At 68.3% G+C, this 15,650-nt stretch carries 18 protein-coding genes; 11 read left to right on the forward strand and 7 right to left on the reverse strand.

Translation table 11 applies throughout. The features are described 5' to 3' along the window. Nucleotides 1-11: 11 nt before the first annotated feature. On the reverse strand, nucleotides 12-839 hold the full coding sequence (locus AT701_RS12285) for a D-alanyl-D-alanine carboxypeptidase (protein WP_011728339.1): 828 nt from the start codon (nucleotides 837-839) through the stop codon (nucleotides 12-14). 69 nt (nucleotides 840-908) lie between these two features. Beyond that, on the reverse strand, nucleotides 909-1,799 hold the full coding sequence (locus tag AT701_RS12290; RefSeq protein WP_003893799.1) for a D-alanyl-D-alanine carboxypeptidase family protein: 891 nt from the start codon (nucleotides 1,797-1,799) through the stop codon (nucleotides 909-911). A gap of 32 nt (nucleotides 1,800-1,831) precedes the next feature. Between AT701_RS12290 and AT701_RS12295 the strand changes: the two genes are divergently transcribed. The 5 genes from AT701_RS12295 (at nucleotide 1,832) to trmD (ending at nucleotide 4,440) form a co-directional block, all read left to right on the forward strand. Beyond that, nucleotides 1,832-2,266: a nuclear transport factor 2 family protein gene (locus tag AT701_RS12295; RefSeq protein ID WP_003893800.1), complete on the forward strand. Its 435-nt coding sequence runs from the start codon at nucleotides 1,832-1,834 to the stop codon at nucleotides 2,264-2,266. A gap of 204 nt (nucleotides 2,267-2,470) precedes the next feature. Continuing rightward, nucleotides 2,471-2,941 (forward strand): 30S ribosomal protein S16, encoded by a 471-nt coding sequence (gene rpsP, locus AT701_RS12300; RefSeq protein ID WP_003893801.1) that lies wholly within the window; start codon nucleotides 2,471-2,473, stop codon nucleotides 2,939-2,941. A gap of 8 nt (nucleotides 2,942-2,949) precedes the next feature. Further along, nucleotides 2,950-3,192 (forward strand): RNA-binding protein, encoded by a 243-nt coding sequence (locus tag AT701_RS12305; protein ID WP_003928628.1) that lies wholly within the window; start codon nucleotides 2,950-2,952, stop codon nucleotides 3,190-3,192. A gap of 34 nt (nucleotides 3,193-3,226) precedes the next feature. Further along, a complete protein-coding gene (gene rimM, locus AT701_RS12310) occupies nucleotides 3,227-3,748 on the forward strand; it encodes a ribosome maturation factor RimM (protein WP_003893803.1) in 522 nt (173 codons plus the stop codon). A gap of 14 nt (nucleotides 3,749-3,762) precedes the next feature. Continuing rightward, nucleotides 3,763-4,440, forward strand: coding sequence for a tRNA (guanosine(37)-N1)-methyltransferase TrmD (trmD, locus tag AT701_RS12315; RefSeq protein ID WP_058125904.1), 678 nt, complete (start codon nucleotides 3,763-3,765; stop codon nucleotides 4,438-4,440). Here the strand turns inward: trmD and AT701_RS12320 are convergent, their stop codons facing one another. Further along, nucleotides 4,441-5,385: an LppW family protein gene (locus tag AT701_RS12320; RefSeq protein WP_011728342.1), complete on the reverse strand. Its 945-nt coding sequence runs from the start codon at nucleotides 5,383-5,385 to the stop codon at nucleotides 4,441-4,443. 333 nt (nucleotides 5,386-5,718) lie between these two features. Between AT701_RS12320 and rplS the strand changes: the two genes are divergently transcribed. The 4 genes from rplS to AT701_RS12340 all read left to right on the forward strand — a co-directional run bounded on the left by rplS (nucleotide 5,719) and on the right by AT701_RS12340 (nucleotide 8,208). Further along, on the forward strand, nucleotides 5,719-6,060 hold the full coding sequence (gene rplS, locus AT701_RS12325; protein WP_003893806.1) for a 50S ribosomal protein L19: 342 nt from the start codon (nucleotides 5,719-5,721) through the stop codon (nucleotides 6,058-6,060). 67 nt (nucleotides 6,061-6,127) lie between these two features. Next, nucleotides 6,128-6,997, forward strand: a complete 870-nt coding sequence (gene lepB / locus AT701_RS12330; RefSeq protein WP_011728343.1) for a signal peptidase I — start codon at nucleotides 6,128-6,130, stop codon at nucleotides 6,995-6,997. Between the two features lie 10 nt (nucleotides 6,998-7,007). Further along, nucleotides 7,008-7,826, forward strand: coding sequence for a ribonuclease HII (locus tag AT701_RS12335; RefSeq protein ID WP_058125905.1), 819 nt, complete (start codon nucleotides 7,008-7,010; stop codon nucleotides 7,824-7,826). 76 nt (nucleotides 7,827-7,902) lie between these two features. Then, the gene (locus tag AT701_RS12340; protein WP_003893809.1) at nucleotides 7,903-8,208 is read left to right on the forward strand and encodes a DUF2469 domain-containing protein; all 306 of its coding nucleotides are present in this window, start codon (nucleotides 7,903-7,905) and stop codon (nucleotides 8,206-8,208) included. A gap of 14 nt (nucleotides 8,209-8,222) precedes the next feature. On the opposite strand, the gene AT701_RS12345 is transcribed toward AT701_RS12340, so the two are convergent. The 4 genes from AT701_RS12345 to AT701_RS12360 all read right to left on the reverse strand — a co-directional run bounded on the left by AT701_RS12345 (nucleotide 8,223) and on the right by AT701_RS12360 (nucleotide 12,597). Then, complete coding sequence (locus AT701_RS12345; protein ID WP_003893810.1) at nucleotides 8,223-8,933, reverse strand: dienelactone hydrolase family protein; 711 nt, start codon at nucleotides 8,931-8,933, stop codon at nucleotides 8,223-8,225. A gap of 46 nt (nucleotides 8,934-8,979) precedes the next feature. Further along, complete coding sequence (locus AT701_RS12350; RefSeq protein WP_058125906.1) at nucleotides 8,980-10,434, reverse strand: protein adenylyltransferase SelO; 1,455 nt, start codon at nucleotides 10,432-10,434, stop codon at nucleotides 8,980-8,982. Nucleotides 10,435-10,484: 50 nt separating this feature from the next. Continuing rightward, a complete protein-coding gene (locus AT701_RS12355) occupies nucleotides 10,485-10,907 on the reverse strand; it encodes a DUF2237 family protein (protein WP_058125907.1) in 423 nt (140 codons plus the stop codon). A 73-nt stretch (nucleotides 10,908-10,980) separates the two neighbouring features. Continuing rightward, nucleotides 10,981-12,597: a PucR family transcriptional regulator gene (locus AT701_RS12360; protein ID WP_058125908.1), complete on the reverse strand. Its 1,617-nt coding sequence runs from the start codon at nucleotides 12,595-12,597 to the stop codon at nucleotides 10,981-10,983. Nucleotides 12,598-12,707: 110 nt separating this feature from the next. On the opposite strand from AT701_RS12360, the gene AT701_RS12370 reads away from it, so the two are divergent. Continuing rightward, entirely contained in the window at nucleotides 12,708-14,201 is a 1,494-nt protein-coding gene (locus AT701_RS12370) for a CoA-acylating methylmalonate-semialdehyde dehydrogenase (RefSeq protein WP_003893815.1), read from the forward strand. A 13-nt stretch (nucleotides 14,202-14,214) separates the two neighbouring features. Beyond that, the gene (locus AT701_RS12375) at nucleotides 14,215-15,600 is read left to right on the forward strand and encodes an aspartate aminotransferase family protein (protein WP_003893816.1); all 1,386 of its coding nucleotides are present in this window, start codon (nucleotides 14,215-14,217) and stop codon (nucleotides 15,598-15,600) included. The last annotated feature ends 50 nt before the right edge of the window (nucleotides 15,601-15,650 follow it).

Raw genomic sequence — 15,650 nt, forward strand, 5'->3', positions numbered from 1 at the left:
GCGGGCCAGGACTACTGGCTGAAGCCGTAGTCGAACAGGCGGATGGCCTGGTCGTAGAGATCACCTGTGCCGTACATCTGCACCACCACCAACCGGCGGTTGCCGCGCTGCGCGGCCCCGACGTAGGTCTTGCGGGCCAGGTTCGTGTAACCGGTCTTGCCGCCGATGTCGCCCGGATAGCGCGTGAGCAACTCGTTCTGATAGGTCAGGGTCTTGCCCGGGAACTGGGCCGTGGTCTGCCGCAGGATCTGCGCGATCACCGGATAGTTCAGCGCCGCACGGAAGATCACCGCGAGATCGTGCGGTGTGGTGAGCGACTCCCAGCCCGGGCCGTCGAGACCCGACGGCGATGCGGCCCTGGTGTTGCGTGCCCCGACCGCGGCGGCCTTGCGGTTCATCGCCGCGACCGCGACGCGCGGCCCGCCGAGCATGTCGGCGAGCATGTTGGCCGCGTCGTTGCCCGAGACCATCAGCAGCGCGTCCAGCAGTTGGCGCGTGGTGTAGGGCTGGCCGGGTTTGAGCCCCACACAAGAACATTCGACCTTGGTGTGGGACGCGTTGGCCCTGGCGAAGTTGTCGGGGCGCAGATGGTCGAGCACCACCATGGCCAGCAGCGGCTTGATGGTGCTCGCGGGTGCGTAGGACCCGTAGGGGTCCTTCGACGCGAGCACCCGGCCGGTGTCCATGTCGGCGACCAGCCACGCCTTCGCGGGTCCGTCGGTGACGGCCGCGGCGCCCGCCGGTGCGGCGGCCGGTTCCGCGTGCGCGACAGGGGTGAACGTCGCGGCGGCCAGTGCCGTGCTGAGGGCGAACGCGGCCGCCGCGAACAGTCTTCGCACGCGCGCCGACGTTACGGACGGTAGGGCTCGAGTTGTGCGCGATCAGGTTTCCGTACGGCTACAACCGGATCAGAGCGCCCCGATGCTCGCCGAACGGTCCTGCGCGAAGCCCCAGTCCAGCAGGCCCGCGGCCTGATCCCAGTACGTCGGCCCGCCCTCTTTCACCAGGCCGTACATCATCGCGATCACCAGGCGGCGCCCGTCGCGCTGCGCGGCCGCCACGAAGGTCTTGCGCGCGATGTCGGTGAAACCGGTCTTGCCGCCCAGCGTGCCGGGATAGCGGTGCAGCAACTCGTTCTGGTTGACCAGCACCCGGTCGCCGGTCTTTGCCGGGAACACCGTCGAGGGCATCGCGGTGATCTGGGCGAAGACCGGGTCGGCCATGGCGGCTCGGAAGATCACCGCGAGGTCGTGGGGTGTGGACCAGAACGGCATGCCGGGGGCGTCCAGTCCCGACGGGGTGACCACGTTGGTGTCGCGCGCACCCAGTTGCGCGGCCTTGGCGTTCATCTTCGCGACGGCGGCCTCGGGGCCGCCGAGCATGCGGGCCAGGGTGTTCGCCGCGTCGTTGCCCGACGCCAGCAGTGCGGCCTCGAGCAGTTGGCGTGCGGTGTAGGTACGGCCGGGGGCCACGCCCGCGCAGTTGCATTCGACGTCGGTGTCGGTCTCGTCGGCGACGATCGTGGAGTCCAGCGGCACCTCGTCGAGAACCACGAGCGCCAGCAGGGTCTTGATGGTGCTCGCGGGGGCGTGCCGGACGTATTCGCCTCGGCCGGCGAGGATCTGGCCGGTGTCCATGTCGGCCACCACCCACGTCTCGGCGGGTCCCTCGGGCGGGGCCACCGATCCGACCTGCTGGATGTCGGCGTCCGCGCGGGCGACGGGCACTGCGAGGGATCCGGGGCCGGTGATCAGACCGGACACGACGAGCACGACCAGCCCGAAGGCGTACCTCCACATGGCCGGCCAGCCTAGTCGTGTTGAATCGAGACATGTTGAGCCTGGCCGAGATCTCGGATCGCCTGGAGATCCAGCAACTCCTGGTGGACTATTCGACTGCCATCGACCGCAGACAGTTCGACGACCTCGACGCGGTGTTCACCCCGGACGCCTACATCGACTATCGGGCCATGGGCGGTATCGACGGCCACTATCCCGAGGTCAAGGCGTGGCTGGCCGAGGTGCTGCCTGCGTTCCCGGCGTACGCGCACATGCTCGGCAACTTCGATGTGCGCATCACCTACGACCCGGACGGGCAGGACACCGCGAGTTCACGCACCATCTGCTTCAACCCGATGGTGCTCGACGGGCTCTCACCGCAGGTGCTGTTCTGCGGCCTGTGGTACGACGATCAGTTCGTGCGCACGCCCGAGGGCTGGCGGATGACGCGTCGCGTCGAGACCAAATGCTTCGACAAGGTGATCTGACCGGGTGATCTGGCGCACGTCCAGTGACGGCCTGACCTGCGCCGCGGCGGGATTTGGGAGTGTGCTGTCCGCTCTGGCACAATGGTCGGCTGTCCGGCGTGCGACTACGGCTGCGCGTCGGTCACACACGCGAGGCAAAACCGGATCGGGCAATTCCGCCCGCATCGCTGAATTGCAGCGTGACACCTAGGAGAAGACTTACACATGGCTGTCAAGATCAAGCTCACCCGGCTCGGCAAGATCCGCAACCCCCAGTACCGCATCATCGTCGCCGATGCGCGCACGCGCCGCGACGGCCGCGCCATCGAGGTCATCGGCCGGTACCACCCGAAGGAAGAGCCGAGCCTGATCCAGATCGACAGCGAGCGTGCGCAGTACTGGCTGGGTGTCGGCGCGCAGCCCACCGAGCCGGTTCTGGCCCTGCTGAAGATCACCGGTGACTGGCAGAAGTTCAAGGGCCTGCCGGGCGCCGAGGGCACGCTGAAGGTCAAGGAGCCCAAGCCGTCCAAGCTGGATCTGTTCAACGCAGCCCTGGCCGAGGCCGAGAGCGGCACCACCGCGGCCGCCACCACGCCCAAGAAGAAGAAGGCGCCGAAGAAGGATGAGGCTGCCGAGGCGCCGGCTGAGGCCGCCGAGGCTTCGGCTGAAGCCGCCGACGCCGCAAGCGAGAGCTGAGCACCGCAGTGAGTTCAGTCGTGGTCGACGCCGTCGAGCACCTGGTCCGCGGGATCGTCGACAACCCTGACGATGTGCGTGTCGACATGGTCACCAACCGCCGGGGACGGACCGTCGAGGTGCATGTGCACCCCGACGACCTCGGCAAGGTGATCGGCCGTGGCGGCCGTACCGCCACGGCGCTGCGCACCCTGGTCGCCGGGATCGGCGGCCGGGGCATCCGCGTCGACGTCGTCGACACCGACCAGTAACCGCTTTCACCGAAGCGGCTGCTCGGGAATCGACATGGACCTGGTTGTCGGGCGGGTCGTCAAGGCACACGGGATCTCCGGCGAGGTCGTCGTCGAGATCCGCACCGACGATCCGGAAGCACGGTTCGCACCCGGCGCGGTGCTGCGCGGCAGGCCCAGATCCGGGGCCGAACGCGAATACACGATCGAATCGGTCCGCGCGCACGGCGGTCGCCTGCTGGTACGTCTCGCAGGCATCGCCGACCGCAACGGCGCCGATGAACTGCGCGGCACGGTGTTCCTGGTGGACACCGCCGAACTTCCCTCGATCGACGACCCCGACGAGTTCTACGACCACGAACTCGAGGGCATGCGCGTCGTGACGGTCGACGACGCGCCTGTCGGCAAGGTCGCCGAGGTGTTGCACACCGCGGGCGGGGAGATCCTCGCGGTGAAGGCCGACGAGGGCGGTCGAGAGATCCTCGTGCCGTTCGTCGGCGCCATCGTGACATCGGTATCGCGCGAGAACGCGACCATCGTCATCGACCCGCCCGAGGGTCTGCTGGATCTGGCCTGAGAGGGGGCGGCGCCGTGCGTATCGACGTCATCTCGATATTTCCCGCCTACCTCGATCCGATCCGGCAGTCGTTGCCGGGCAAGGCCATCGACGCCGGCATCGTCTCCGTCGAGGTGCACGACCTGCGCAACTGGACCCACGACGTGCACCGCTCCGTGGACGACTCGCCCTACGGCGGTGGTCCCGGCATGGTGATGAAAGCTCCGGTGTGGGGTGAGGCGCTCGACGGGATCTGCTCGGAGGAAACGCTTCTCGTGGTGCCGACGCCTGCGGGCCGGCTGTTCGACCAGCGCACGGCCCAGCGCTGGAGCACCGAGAGACACCTGGTGTTCGCGTGCGGACGCTACGAGGGCATCGATCAGCGCGTCGTCGACGACGCCGCGCGGCGCATGCGCGTCGAAGAGGTCTCGATCGGCGACTACGTGCTCAACGGGGGAGAGGCCGCCACGCTGGTGATGGTCGAGGCCGTGGTGCGCCTGCTGCCCGATGTGCTCGGCAATCCCGCTTCGCACCAACAGGATTCACACTCCGACGGGCTGCTCGAAGGACCCAGCTACACGCGCCCGCCGAGCTGGCGCGGGCTCGACGTGCCGCCGGTCCTGCTCTCCGGCGACCACGCGAAGGTCGCGGCGTGGCGCCACGAGCAGGCCCTGCAGCGCACCCGAGAGCGCCGCCCCGACCTGCTCGACTGATCAGATCCGCCCGCCGGGGAACATGGTCTTGACCGCATCGGTGATCGTCTCGCGTGCGGTCGTGGCGTCTGTGGGCTGCAGCGCGCCGATCACCATGACGAAGCGGCGGTCGGGCCCGATGACGCCGGTGGACAGGTGCATCCAGTCCCCGCCGATGCAGCACATCCACCCCTGCTTGACCGCGACGGGTTCGGCGTACAGACCGTCGGGGATGCCGAAGCGCTGCGGATAGACGCCGCCGGGTTGCGTGGTGTCCTTCGCCTCAGGAGTGGACTGCGCGAGATTGGACAGGATCACGTTGGCCTGTTCGGGCGGTAGCCCGCCGCGGCCGCTCATGAGCATGTCGTAGTAGCGCACCAGGTCGGCGGCCGTGCTCTTGGTGTTCCACCACCGACCGTCGTTGGGCGGCTTGGTCGAGGTCAGCCCGTAGCGGGCCGCCACACGCGTCACGATGGGGTCACCGCCGCTGCGGTTCCAGAAGATCTCGGCCGCGTCGTCGTCGGAGGACCGCAGCATCACGTCGAGCATCTTGCGGTCGTCGGCGGACAGGACGGTCTGGCCCTTGGCCTCCTGCAGCAGCAGGTCGTCGGCGATGAAGAGCTTGACCACGGACGCGATCGCGATGCTCTGCTCGTTGCCGTTGGAGACCAGTTGCCCCGTGTTGCGGTCGAGCACCAGCATCGTGATGTCGGCGCCGGCGTCGGCGGCCTGGTTGGTGGCCAGCATCGCGCGGTCCTGCAGGCCGAGGAACGACGCGGCCGGTTCGTCGGGCGGCGCCTCGGGCAGCGGGGCCATGCCGCCCTGCGGCACGACGACGGTGAGCTGCGGCGCGTCCGGGGCGGCGAATCCGCCGTAGACCCGGGGGTCCTCGCAACCGGATGCGACCAACATCGCGATCGCACTGACTGCGGTCGCGGTGACCAGCCTCGACGGCCGCCCTCGCATTGCCCTCCTCCGACATTCAGCGCATCCAGTGGACCCCGATCGGCACGGCAACAGCGGCGATTCGGACACTTTTCGAGTAGTCGAAGCCTAACCGTTACCCGATCGGGCCGCTTAGTTAGTCTCACTCATCGATTCGGCCGCAAAAGCCGGCTCCGGTGCAGGGCAGCGCACCGATTTCACTGGATGGGGCCTCGTCTGGCACAATTGAGCAGTTGTCTGCGCAGGACCGGGCTGAGTAGTGCCTGCCTGCTGCGAGATACACCCCGATACACCCGAAAGATAGCTTCGGCTGCGCCACCGCGCGTACCCGCGAACAACAAGGAAGTGTCACCGATGAACACGCTGGACTTCGTCGATCAGGCGTCGCTGCGCGACGATATCCCGACCTTCAGCCCCGGCGACACCGTCAACGTGCACGTGAAGGTCATCGAGGGCTCCAAGGAGCGCATCCAGGTCTTCAAGGGCGTCGTGATCCGTCGTCAGGGTGGCGGTATCAGCGAGACCTTCACCGTGCGCAAGGAGAGCTACGGCGTCGGAGTCGAGCGAACCTTCCCGGTGCACTCGCCCAACATCGACCACATCGACGTCCTCACCCGTGGTGACGTCCGCCGCGCCAAGCTGTACTACCTGCGCGAGCTCCGTGGCAAGAAGGCGAAGATCAAGGAAAAGCGCTGAGCGCTGAGCCTCACATGGTGGTGCGGCTGACGCAGGGCTGGTCCCTCCGCTCGCTACTGTGGATGCCGTGACCGGATCCACCGACTCCACCGACGCCTCGTCGGAGGACGCGCTCGACCACGATTCCGCTGGTGATTCCGCCGCGAATCCCGCCGACGAACCGCAGTCCCGGCCCGATCCGGAACAGGACGAAAAGCCCAAGCGCAAGCACGGTGCCTTGCGCGAGGGCGCCATCCTGGTGACCATCGCGGTGGTTCTCTACTACGTGATGCTGACGTTCATCGCGCGTCCGTACCTCATCCCTTCGGAGTCGATGGAGCCGACGCTGCACGGCTGCAACGGCTGTGTGGGCGACCGCATCATGGTCGACAAGCTCACCTACCGATTCACCGAGCCCCGCCCCGGCGACGTCGTGGTGTTCAAGGGCCCGCCGTCCTGGAACATCGGCTACAAGTCGATCCGCTCGGACAACCCGGTGATCCGCGGCGTGCAGAACGCCCTGTCGTTCATCGGTTTCGTCCCGCCGGACGAGAACGATCTTGTCAAACGCGTGATCGCGGTCGGCGGTCAGACGGTGGAATGCCGTGCGGCGACCGGTCTGACGGTCGACGGCAAGAAGCTCGACGAGCCGTATCTCGACCCCACGACGATGATGGCCGACCCGGCGATCTACCCGTGCCTCGGTAACGAATTCGGTCCGGTGACAGTGCCCGAGGACCGTATCTGGGTGATGGGCGACAACCGCACCCATTCGGCGGATTCACGCGTGCACTGCACCAACCTGCCGGCCGACGCGCAGAAGGGCCTGCTGTGCACGGGTGACCCGACGGCCGGCACCATCCCCGTGGAGAATGTGATCGGTAAGGCGCGATTCATCGCCTGGCCGCCGTCTCGGTGGGGCGGTATCAGCGACGTGAATCCGCAGACATCTTCCTAGGAGCTGTCTCGTGCCCGGCTCGTGGCCGCCTCGAACCGTGATTCGGAAATCGTCGGGTCTGCGCACCCTGGAATCGGCGTTGTACCGCAACGGACTCGGTCCCGTCGCGGGGGTCGACGAGGTGGGCCGCGGTGCGTGCGCCGGCCCGCTCGTGGTCGCGGCCTGCGTACTGGGCCCCAACCGGCTGGAGAGCCTCGCCGCGCTCGACGACTCGAAGAAGCTCGGCGAGAAGGAACGGGAACGGCTCTTCCCGCTGATCCGCCGCTACGCGCTGGCCTACCACGTGGTGTTCATCCCGTCGCACGAGGTGGACCGGCGCGGTGTGCACGTCGCCAACATCGAGGGCATGCGGCGTGCGGTCGCCGGCCTCTCGGTGCGGCCCGGCTACGTACTGTCCGACGGCTTCCGGGTGCCCGGGCTGTCGGTGCCGTCGCTTCCCGTGATCGGCGGCGACGCCGCGGCGGCGTGCATCGCGGCCGCGAGCGTGCTGGCCAAGGTCAGTCGTGACCGGTTGATGGTCGAGATGGAAGAACAGCATCCCGGCTACGGGTTCGCCGAGCACAAGGGCTACATCACGCCCGCCCACACCGCGGCGCTGACCCGGCACGGGCCGTGCGTGGAGCACCGGTACTCGTATGTGAACGTGCGGCGAGCCGCCGAGGCGACCGGTGTGCGCTGGGCCTCGGACCGGGTGGGCGTGCGCTGGTCCACCGAGTCGGCGGCCGAGACCGAAGAGGTACGACGGGCGCTTGAGGCGTTTGAGGTTGAGTGGGTTACGGCACCCGTGGAGCACGAGGGTGCCGCGTGCGCGAAGATGGGCAGTGGATGACCGCGCCGACAACAGACAAGCCAAGAGCAGACAATGTGATCAAGGCAGTGACCCTACGAGAAGGACAGCAGAGCAGATGAGCGCCGAAGATCTCGAGAAGTACGAAACCGAGATGGAGCTCTCGCTGTACCGCGAATACAAGGACATCGTCGGTCAGTTCAGCTACGTCGTGGAGACCGAACGCCGCTTCTACCTCGCGAACAGTGTGGAGCTCATTCCACGGAATGCAGATGGCGAGGTGTATTTCGAGCTCCGGCTGGCCGACGCCTGGGTGTGGGACATGTACCGGCCCGCCCGTTTCGTCAAGCAGGTCCGGGTGATCACGTTCAAGGACGTCAACATCGAGGAAGTGGAGAAGCCGGAGTTGCGGCTCCCCGAGTAGGCCGGTGCCTGGGCCTACGCCTGGCCTGCGGTCTTCGGCTTGAGATGCTCGTCGAAGAACGCGAACACGCGCGTCCAGGCGTCGGTGGTGGCGGCCTCGTCGTAGCCGAAACCAGTGACGCGCAGCAGGGGCTGCGCGGGCAGGATGTTGGCGAAGCTGTGCCCGGCCGACGGGTACACCTTGATGTCGGCCGGGATGTTCTTGGCCTCGACGACCCGCCGCAGCCGCGCCGGCGCACCGATGCCGAGTGGGTCGCGGCGTCCGAAGCTCGCGACGATGGGGCACGATGCGTCGAGCGTCCGGTCGAGGTGACGGGGGAGCGGTGTGCCGTAGAACGGCGCGGATGCGGCAAAACCCTTGGGGCCCATGATGAGTGCAAACTGGCCGCCCGAGCAGAAGCCGACGACGCCGACGGTGCCGGTGCATTCGGGCAGCGACTTGAGGTGATCGCGCGCGGCGAGGATGTCGTCGAGCGCGCGGCCACGCTGGGTGAGCAGATCCCGGAACATCCGGGTGATGCACCGGGCACGGCCGCCGCGTGAGTACAGGTTCGGGGTGATCGCGAGGTAGCCGGCCTGCGCGACGCGTTCGGAGACCAACTCGTTGTCGGGGCCGTATCCGATCGCGTCGTGGATGATCACGACGCCCGGCCACGGTCCCGATCCGGTCGGTGTGCTCAGCAGAGCGTCGATCGGCCCGTCGGGGGTGCTGATGGTGATCGTCACCCACCCGAATGTAGCGGGCCGGCGATCATTTGTTGCCGTTCGCCGATCAGGTGCCGCAGAAGGTGCGGTACGGACCGAAGTCCTCAGGCGCGGGCGCGGCGTGGGCCTCGAATCCGGCACGTTCGGTGAACGGGGTTTTCAGTGCCGTCATGAGCGCGGTGAGCGGCGCGAGGTCACCTGTGGTCGCCGCGGTCAGCGCGTCCTCCACCAGATGGTTGCGCGGGATGTAGACCGGGTTGACGCGATCCATCACATCCGGGTCGGGGTAGCACGCACGCCAGCGTGACAGCCACTCGTCGGTGAACGGCAGTGACGGCTGCGCGCCGCGCGCGACGCGGCCCAGGTCGCGGAACGCCGAGGTGTAGTCCGTGCGGGTCTGTTGCAGCAGCACCAAAAGATCGTTGACGAGCGCCGTGGCGGTCGTGTGGTCGACTCGGGCACTCAGCCCCAGCTTGGTCCGCATGCCCGTCGACCACGCCGTGTCGAACTGCTGCGGGAACTGCCCGAGCGCCGCGGTCACGAGGTGGACCGCGGTGTCGACATCTTCGGCGATCAGCGGCAGCAGGGTCTCGGCGAACCGCGCCAGGTTCCAGTGCGCCACCGCGGGCTGGTTGCCGTACGCGTAGCGCCCGCCGTGGTCGATCGAGCTGAAAACCGTTGCGGGATCGAACGTGTCCATGAACGCGCACGGCCCGTAGTCGATGGTCTCACCGGAGATGGTCATGTTGTCGGTGTTCATCACGCCGTGGATGAACCCCACCAGCATCCATTGCGCCAGCAGCGACGCCTGCGCCGACACCACGGCTTCGAACAGCGCCAGATACGGGTTGTCGGCCTCGGCCGCCTGCGGGTGATGACGTGAGCTCGCGTGGTCGGCGAGCCGGCGCAGCACCTCGTCGTCCTTTGCGGCGGTGGCGTACTGGTAGGCGTACTGGAAGCTGCCGACGCGCAGGTGGCTGCTCGCGACGCGGGCCAGCACGGCACCGGGCTGCTTGGTCTCGCGCCACACGTCGCGGCCGGTCGCCACCACGGCCAGCGAGCGCGTGGTGGGGATGCCCAGCGCATGCATGGCCTCGCTGACGATGTACTCGCGCAGCATCGGTCCGACCACCGCGAGCCCGTCACCGCCCCGCGCGAACGGCGTGCGCCCGGAGCCCTTCAGGTGCAGGTCACGGGTGCGCCCGTGGACGTCGGTGAGCTCGCCGAGCAGCAGTGCGCGGCCGTCGCCCAGGCGCGGGACGTAGCCGCCGAACTGGTGGCCGGCGTAGGCCTGCGCCACGGGTGTGGCGCCCTCGGGCACGTCGGTGCCCAGCAGCAGGCCGATGCCGTCGGGGCTGCGCAGCCAGTCCGCGTCGAGGCCCAGTTCGGTGGCGAGCGCGTCGTTGAGGACCAGCAGGCGCGGAGCGGGAGCGGGCTCGGCCTGCCATCCGATCGCCAGTTCCGGCAGTTCGCGCGCGAACCGGCTGTGCAGGGTGACGGCGGCATCCGAGGTGACACTCACACCGACGAGCCTACGGAGAGTGTGGGCGGTGGCCCACCCGGCGCGTGCCGCTACAGGCCGGCCAGGTCGTCGGGCACGTCGACGGCGTAGGACTCGAGCACCTCGAGCGGGACGACGTCGAGCGTGCGTTCGTGGGTCGCCGCGAGCACCACGGGCGCGGCGAAGCCGTCCTGGTGGGCCCGCAGCCAGTTGGCCGCGGTGACGCACCAACGGTCACCGGGCTTGAGGCCGGGGAACCGGAAATGCGGTGCAGGCGTGGACAGGTCGTTGCCGATGGACCGCTGATGTTGCAGGAACTCGGCGGTGACCACCGCGCAGATGGTGTGGCGCCCGAGATCGGCGTCACCGGTCGTGCAGCAGCCGTCACGGTAGAAACCGGTCAGCGGATCGGTTCCGCATTCCTCCAGCGGGCCACCCAGCACATTGCGGTCCCGGCCGCGGTCCCGGCCGCGGTCCGGCGTGCGTTCTGGCATCTGCCCAGTATGTCCCGCGCTGCGCGCCCCCGAGCGGCAAACCCGCACAGCAGCGTGGGTTTTCATCGAACTCTCATCGGGCCGGTTCGGGGTTGGCGCTGCGATGCGTGTCGAGGATCAGCAGTGCGACGTGCAGCGAGGTCATCGACTCCCCGTCGTCGAGGTCGACGCCGAGGCGACGCTGGATGGCGGCCAGGCGGCTGTAGAGCGCAGGCCTGCTCATGTGCAACCGCTTGGCCAGTGCCGACTTGTTGCCTGCCAGTTCGAGATATCCGCGCAACACCGCCATGTCGTCCTCACCGTGGTCGGCATCGTGGATCAGCAGGCTCCTCAGCTCGGTCTCGGCGAAGGTCTGCACGCGTGGATCGTCGGACAGCAGCGTGATCAGACCCCGTAGCCGGACGTCGGAGGCGCGGACGAACGCGCGGCCCGAGAGCCGTGCGGTGCCCGCCATCGGCAGCGCGACCTCGGCGATGTGGGCGGCCTCGCGCAGGCCGTGCACCGCGTCGGCGAACGCGGTGGCGTTGTTGGCAACGGCCACAACAACTTTCGTGGTGACGCCACTGCGCGTGACGGACTCGCGCAGACCCTCGGCCAGTCGCGCCAGCGCGGCGTCGGCGGTCAGGTTGCGCCGCGGTGTCAGCGCCAGGACGAACCCGATCTCGCCGTCGCGCCGGATCGAGCAGATGGCGGTGTGGCCCTGGGACCGCACGCTGTGGGTGACCGCGTCGAGGATGCGGATGTTGCGGCGCTGGACGCCGACCGGGTCGAGCCGTTCGGCGGGGGCCTCGGTCCGCACCGTCACCGGCAGGTAGGGGCCGCCCGCGCGCAGGCCCAGCGCCTCGGCCCGCGCGGCGGCCTCGCGGTCATCGGCGATCCGGCCGCCGAGCACGTCGTCGATGAGGCCGCTCTGCGCCTGGTGTTCCAGGCCCGAGCGTCCCCGCTCGGCCATGCGGTGCAATGCCAGCGCCTGCGCGGCGCGTTCGAGCACGGTCTTGGCGCGCGCGGGTGCGGCGGGGGTGTGCGGAATGATCAGCCGTCCCCATTCCTCGGTGCGCGGGCCGACGGAGGTGGTGATCCACGGTTCGGCCATGGCCCGCGAGCGGCGCTGCCACTCGGCGAGCACTGCGGTGGCGGCCTCGCCGCGCGGCGAGATCGCGAGCACCTGGTGCGAGAGGTCTTCGAGCACCACCGATTCGTTGATCATGTCCGCTGCCGCGCGCACGATGTCGGCCAGCGATGCGCGCCGCATGCTCAGATCGGTGAAGGTCTCGTGGGTGCGGTGTGCGAACGCGAGCTCCTCGTACTGGTCGGCGACGATCAGCCGGTGCACGGCCTCGGTGATCTCGACGAAGCGGGTCTGGCGGTGCAGCAGCACCAGGGGCAGGCCGAGGGACCGGGCGACGTCACTGACCCCGCGTGGGAGACGGGAGACGCGGGTTCCGAGTTCGACCACCAGGCCGACGGCGCCCGCGCGGGTCATGCGCTCCAGGTAGTCGTCCGGCGCCTCGGCCAGGCCCGCGCCCGTGGTGAGGACCAGCTCGCCGCCGTGGAGCAGACCGGCCAGATCCGGCATGTCGCTGACGTGGACCCAGCGCACGGGGCAGTCGAGGTTCTCGGCGCTGACCACCTCGGGGTCGCCGGCCTGCACCACGGGCAGGCCGATCACGTCGCGGACGGTCGGGATCATTTACAAAGTGTAAGCAGACGGTCGATCACGCATACACAGTGATCGGCGCCGGAGAGGGTGCGGTGTCGCACAGTGAAAGGTGAAGTCGTTCGTCCCACGGAAGGTTTTACATGAGCACTGTCATCCAGCATTGGCGCGACGGCAAGGTATTTGCCGGTAGCTCGACCGCGACCGCCCCGGTGACCAACCCGGCGACCGGTGCGGTGACCGGTGAGGTCGCACTGGCCAGTGTCGAGGATGCGCGCGCGGTGATCGACTCGGCCGCCGCGGCGTTCCCGGCGTGGCGCGACACCTCCCTGGCCAAGCGCACGCAGGTGCTCTTCGCGTTCCGCGAACTGCTCAACGCCCGCAAGGAAGAGGTTGCGGCGATCATCACCGCCGAGCACGGCAAGGTGCTCTCCGATGCGCTCGGTGAGGTGACCCGCGGTCTCGAGGTCGTCGAATTCGCTTGCGGCATCCCGCATCTGCTCAAGGGCGGGTTCACCGAGAACGCCTCGACCAAGGTCGACGTGTACTCCATCAGCCAGCCGCTCGGCCCGGTGGGCATCATCAGCCCGTTCAACTTCCCGGCCATGGTCCCGATGTGGTTCTTCCCGATCGCGATCGCCGCGGGCAACACCGTGGTGGTGAAGCCGTCGGAGAAGGATCCGTCGGCCTCGCTGTGGATGGCCGAACTGTGGAAGGAAGCCGGCCTGCCCGACGGCGTGTTCAACGTCCTGCAGGGTGACAAGACCGCCGTCGACGAACTGCTGACCAACCCCAAGATCAAGGGTGTCAGCTTCGTCGGCTCGACCCCCATCGCCAAGTACGTCTACGCCACCGGCACCGCCGCGGGCAAGCGCGTGCAGGCCCTCGGCGGCGCGAAGAACCACGCCGTCGTGCTGCCCGACGCCGATCTGGACCTGGCCGCCGACGCGATGGTCAACGCGGGCTTCGGTTCGGCAGGTGAGCGCTGCATGGCGATCTCCGCCTGCGTCGCCGTCGGCCCGGTCGCCGACGAATTGGTCGCCAAGATCGCCGAGCGTGCCGCCACGATCAAGACCGGTGACGGCACCAAGGATTCCGACATGGGCCCGCTGGTCACCAAGGCGCACCGCGACAAGGTGGCCTCCTACATCGACGCCGGTGAGGCCGCAGGCGCCAAGGTCGTGCTCGACGGCCGCACCGTGATCGCCAACGGTGAGGAGGACGGCTTCTGGCTGGGCCCGACGCTGCTCGACAACGTCACCCCCGAGATGAGCGTCTACACCGACGAGATCTTCGGCCCCGTGCTCTCGGTGGTGCGCGTCGAGACCTACGACGAGGCGCTCGAGCTCATCAACAACAACCCGTACGGCAACGGCACCGCGATCTTCACCAACGACGGCGGTGCGGCGCGCCGCTTCCAGAACGAGGTCGAGGTCGGCATGGTCGGCATCAACGTGCCGATCCCGGTTCCCATGGCCTACTACAGCTTCGGTGGCTGGAAGGCCTCGTTGTTCGGCGACACCCACGCCCACGGCATCCAGGGTGTGCACTTCTTCACGCGGACCAAGGCCGTCACCAGCCGCTGGCTCGACCCCAGCCACGGTGGTATCAACCTCGGCTTCCCGCAGAACAAGTGAGAGACTGGCAAACATGACTGCGATTCAAGAGTCCACGCTGCTGCCCAACGGCCTGACCGTTGACACGGCCAAGGCGGAGGCGGCACGGGCCTACGAGCTCGACCGCGCCCACGTGTTCCACTCCTGGTCCGCCCAGGAGGAGATCTCCCCGATGACCGTCACCGCCGCGCAGGGGTCGTACCTGTGGGACGGCGACGGCAACCGGCTGCTGGACTTCTCCAGCCAGCTGGTCAACACCAACATCGGCCATCAGCACCCGAAAGTCGTTGCCGCCATTGCCGAGCAGGCCGCCAAGCTGTGCACGGTGGCACCGCAGCACGCCAACGCGGCGCGCTCGGAGGCGGCGCGGCTCATCGCCGAGCGCACCCCTGGTGAACTGAACAAGATCTTCTTCACCAACGGTGGCGCCGACGCGGTCGAGCACGCCGTGCGCATGGCGCGGCTGCACACCGGCCGCTACAAGGTGCTCTCGCGGTACCGCGCCTACCACGGCGGCACCGACACCGCGATCAACCTGACCGGTGACCCGCGCCGCTGGCCCAACGACCGCGGCAACTCGGGGATCGTGCACTTCAACGGGCCGTTCCTGTACCGCTCGTCGTTCTACGCCGAGACCGAGGAGCAGGAATCCCAGCGCGCGCTGGAGTACCTGGAGAAACTCATCCAGATGGAGGGCCCGTCCACCATCGCCGCGATCATCCTGGAGTCCATCCCGGGCACCGCGGGCATCATGGTGCCGCCGCCCGGATACCTGGCGGGCGTGCGTGAGCTGTGCACCCGCTACGGCATCGTGTTCATCGCCGACGAGGTGATGGCGGGCTTCGGACGCAGCGGAAAGTGGTTCTCCATCAACCACTTCGACGTCGTTCCTGACCTGATGACGTTCGCCAAGGGGGTCAACTCGGGTTACGTGCCGCTCGGCGGCGTGGCGATCAGCCCGGAGATCTACGAGACCTTCGCGCACCGGGCCTACCCGGGCGGGCTGACCTACTCGGGTCATCCGCTGGCGTGTGCGGCGGCCGTGGCGACCATCAACGCGATGGAAGACGAGGGCATGGTCGAGAACGCGGCCAAGGTGGGCGCCGAGGTCATCGGCCCCGGCCTGGCCGAGTTGGCCGCCAAGCACCGCAGCGTCGGTGAGGTCCGCGGCCTCGGCGTGTTCTGGGCCGTCGAACTGGTCAAGGACCAGAAGACGCGGGAACCGTTGGCGCCCTATGGTTCTTCGAGCCCGGCCATGAACGCCGTCATCGCGGCGTGCAAGTCCGGTGGCCTGCTGCCGTTCGCCAACTTCAACCGCATCCACGTCGTGCCGCCGTGCAACGTCTCGGCCGACGAGGCGCGTGAGGGCCTGGCGATCCTGGACTCTGCGCTCGACGTCGCCGACGAGCACACCGTCTGACATCTGTGCCGAAATGCCCGGCCGTGCGAGAGATCGCGCGGCCGGGCATT

Source organism: Mycolicibacterium smegmatis (genome assembly GCF_001457595.1).
Taxonomy (GTDB): domain Bacteria; phylum Actinomycetota; class Actinomycetes; order Mycobacteriales; family Mycobacteriaceae; genus Mycobacterium; species Mycobacterium smegmatis.

Coding starts and splice junctions, on each gene's coding strand:
- AT701_RS12290 (WP_003893799.1), bottom strand. CDS start 1,799: ATGTGGAGGTACGCCTTCGGGCTGGTCGTGCTCGTCGTGTCCGGTCTG.
- AT701_RS12295 (WP_003893800.1), top strand. CDS start 1,832: ATGTTGAGCCTGGCCGAGATCTCGGATCGCCTGGAGATCCAGCAACTC.
- rpsP (WP_003893801.1), top strand. CDS start 2,471: ATGGCTGTCAAGATCAAGCTCACCCGGCTCGGCAAGATCCGCAACCCC.
- rimM (WP_003893803.1), top strand. CDS start 3,227: ATGGACCTGGTTGTCGGGCGGGTCGTCAAGGCACACGGGATCTCCGGC.
- AT701_RS12320 (WP_011728342.1), bottom strand. CDS start 5,385: ATGCGAGGGCGGCCGTCGAGGCTGGTCACCGCGACCGCAGTCAGTGCG.
- rplS (WP_003893806.1), top strand. CDS start 5,719: ATGAACACGCTGGACTTCGTCGATCAGGCGTCGCTGCGCGACGATATC.
- AT701_RS12340 (WP_003893809.1), top strand. CDS start 7,903: ATGAGCGCCGAAGATCTCGAGAAGTACGAAACCGAGATGGAGCTCTCG.
- AT701_RS12355 (WP_058125907.1), bottom strand. CDS start 10,907: ATGCCAGAACGCACGCCGGACCGCGGCCGGGACCGCGGCCGGGACCGC.
- AT701_RS12360 (WP_058125908.1), bottom strand. CDS start 12,597: ATGATCCCGACCGTCCGCGACGTGATCGGCCTGCCCGTGGTGCAGGCC.
- AT701_RS12370 (WP_003893815.1), top strand. CDS start 12,708: ATGAGCACTGTCATCCAGCATTGGCGCGACGGCAAGGTATTTGCCGGT.
- AT701_RS12375 (WP_003893816.1), top strand. CDS start 14,215: ATGACTGCGATTCAAGAGTCCACGCTGCTGCCCAACGGCCTGACCGTT.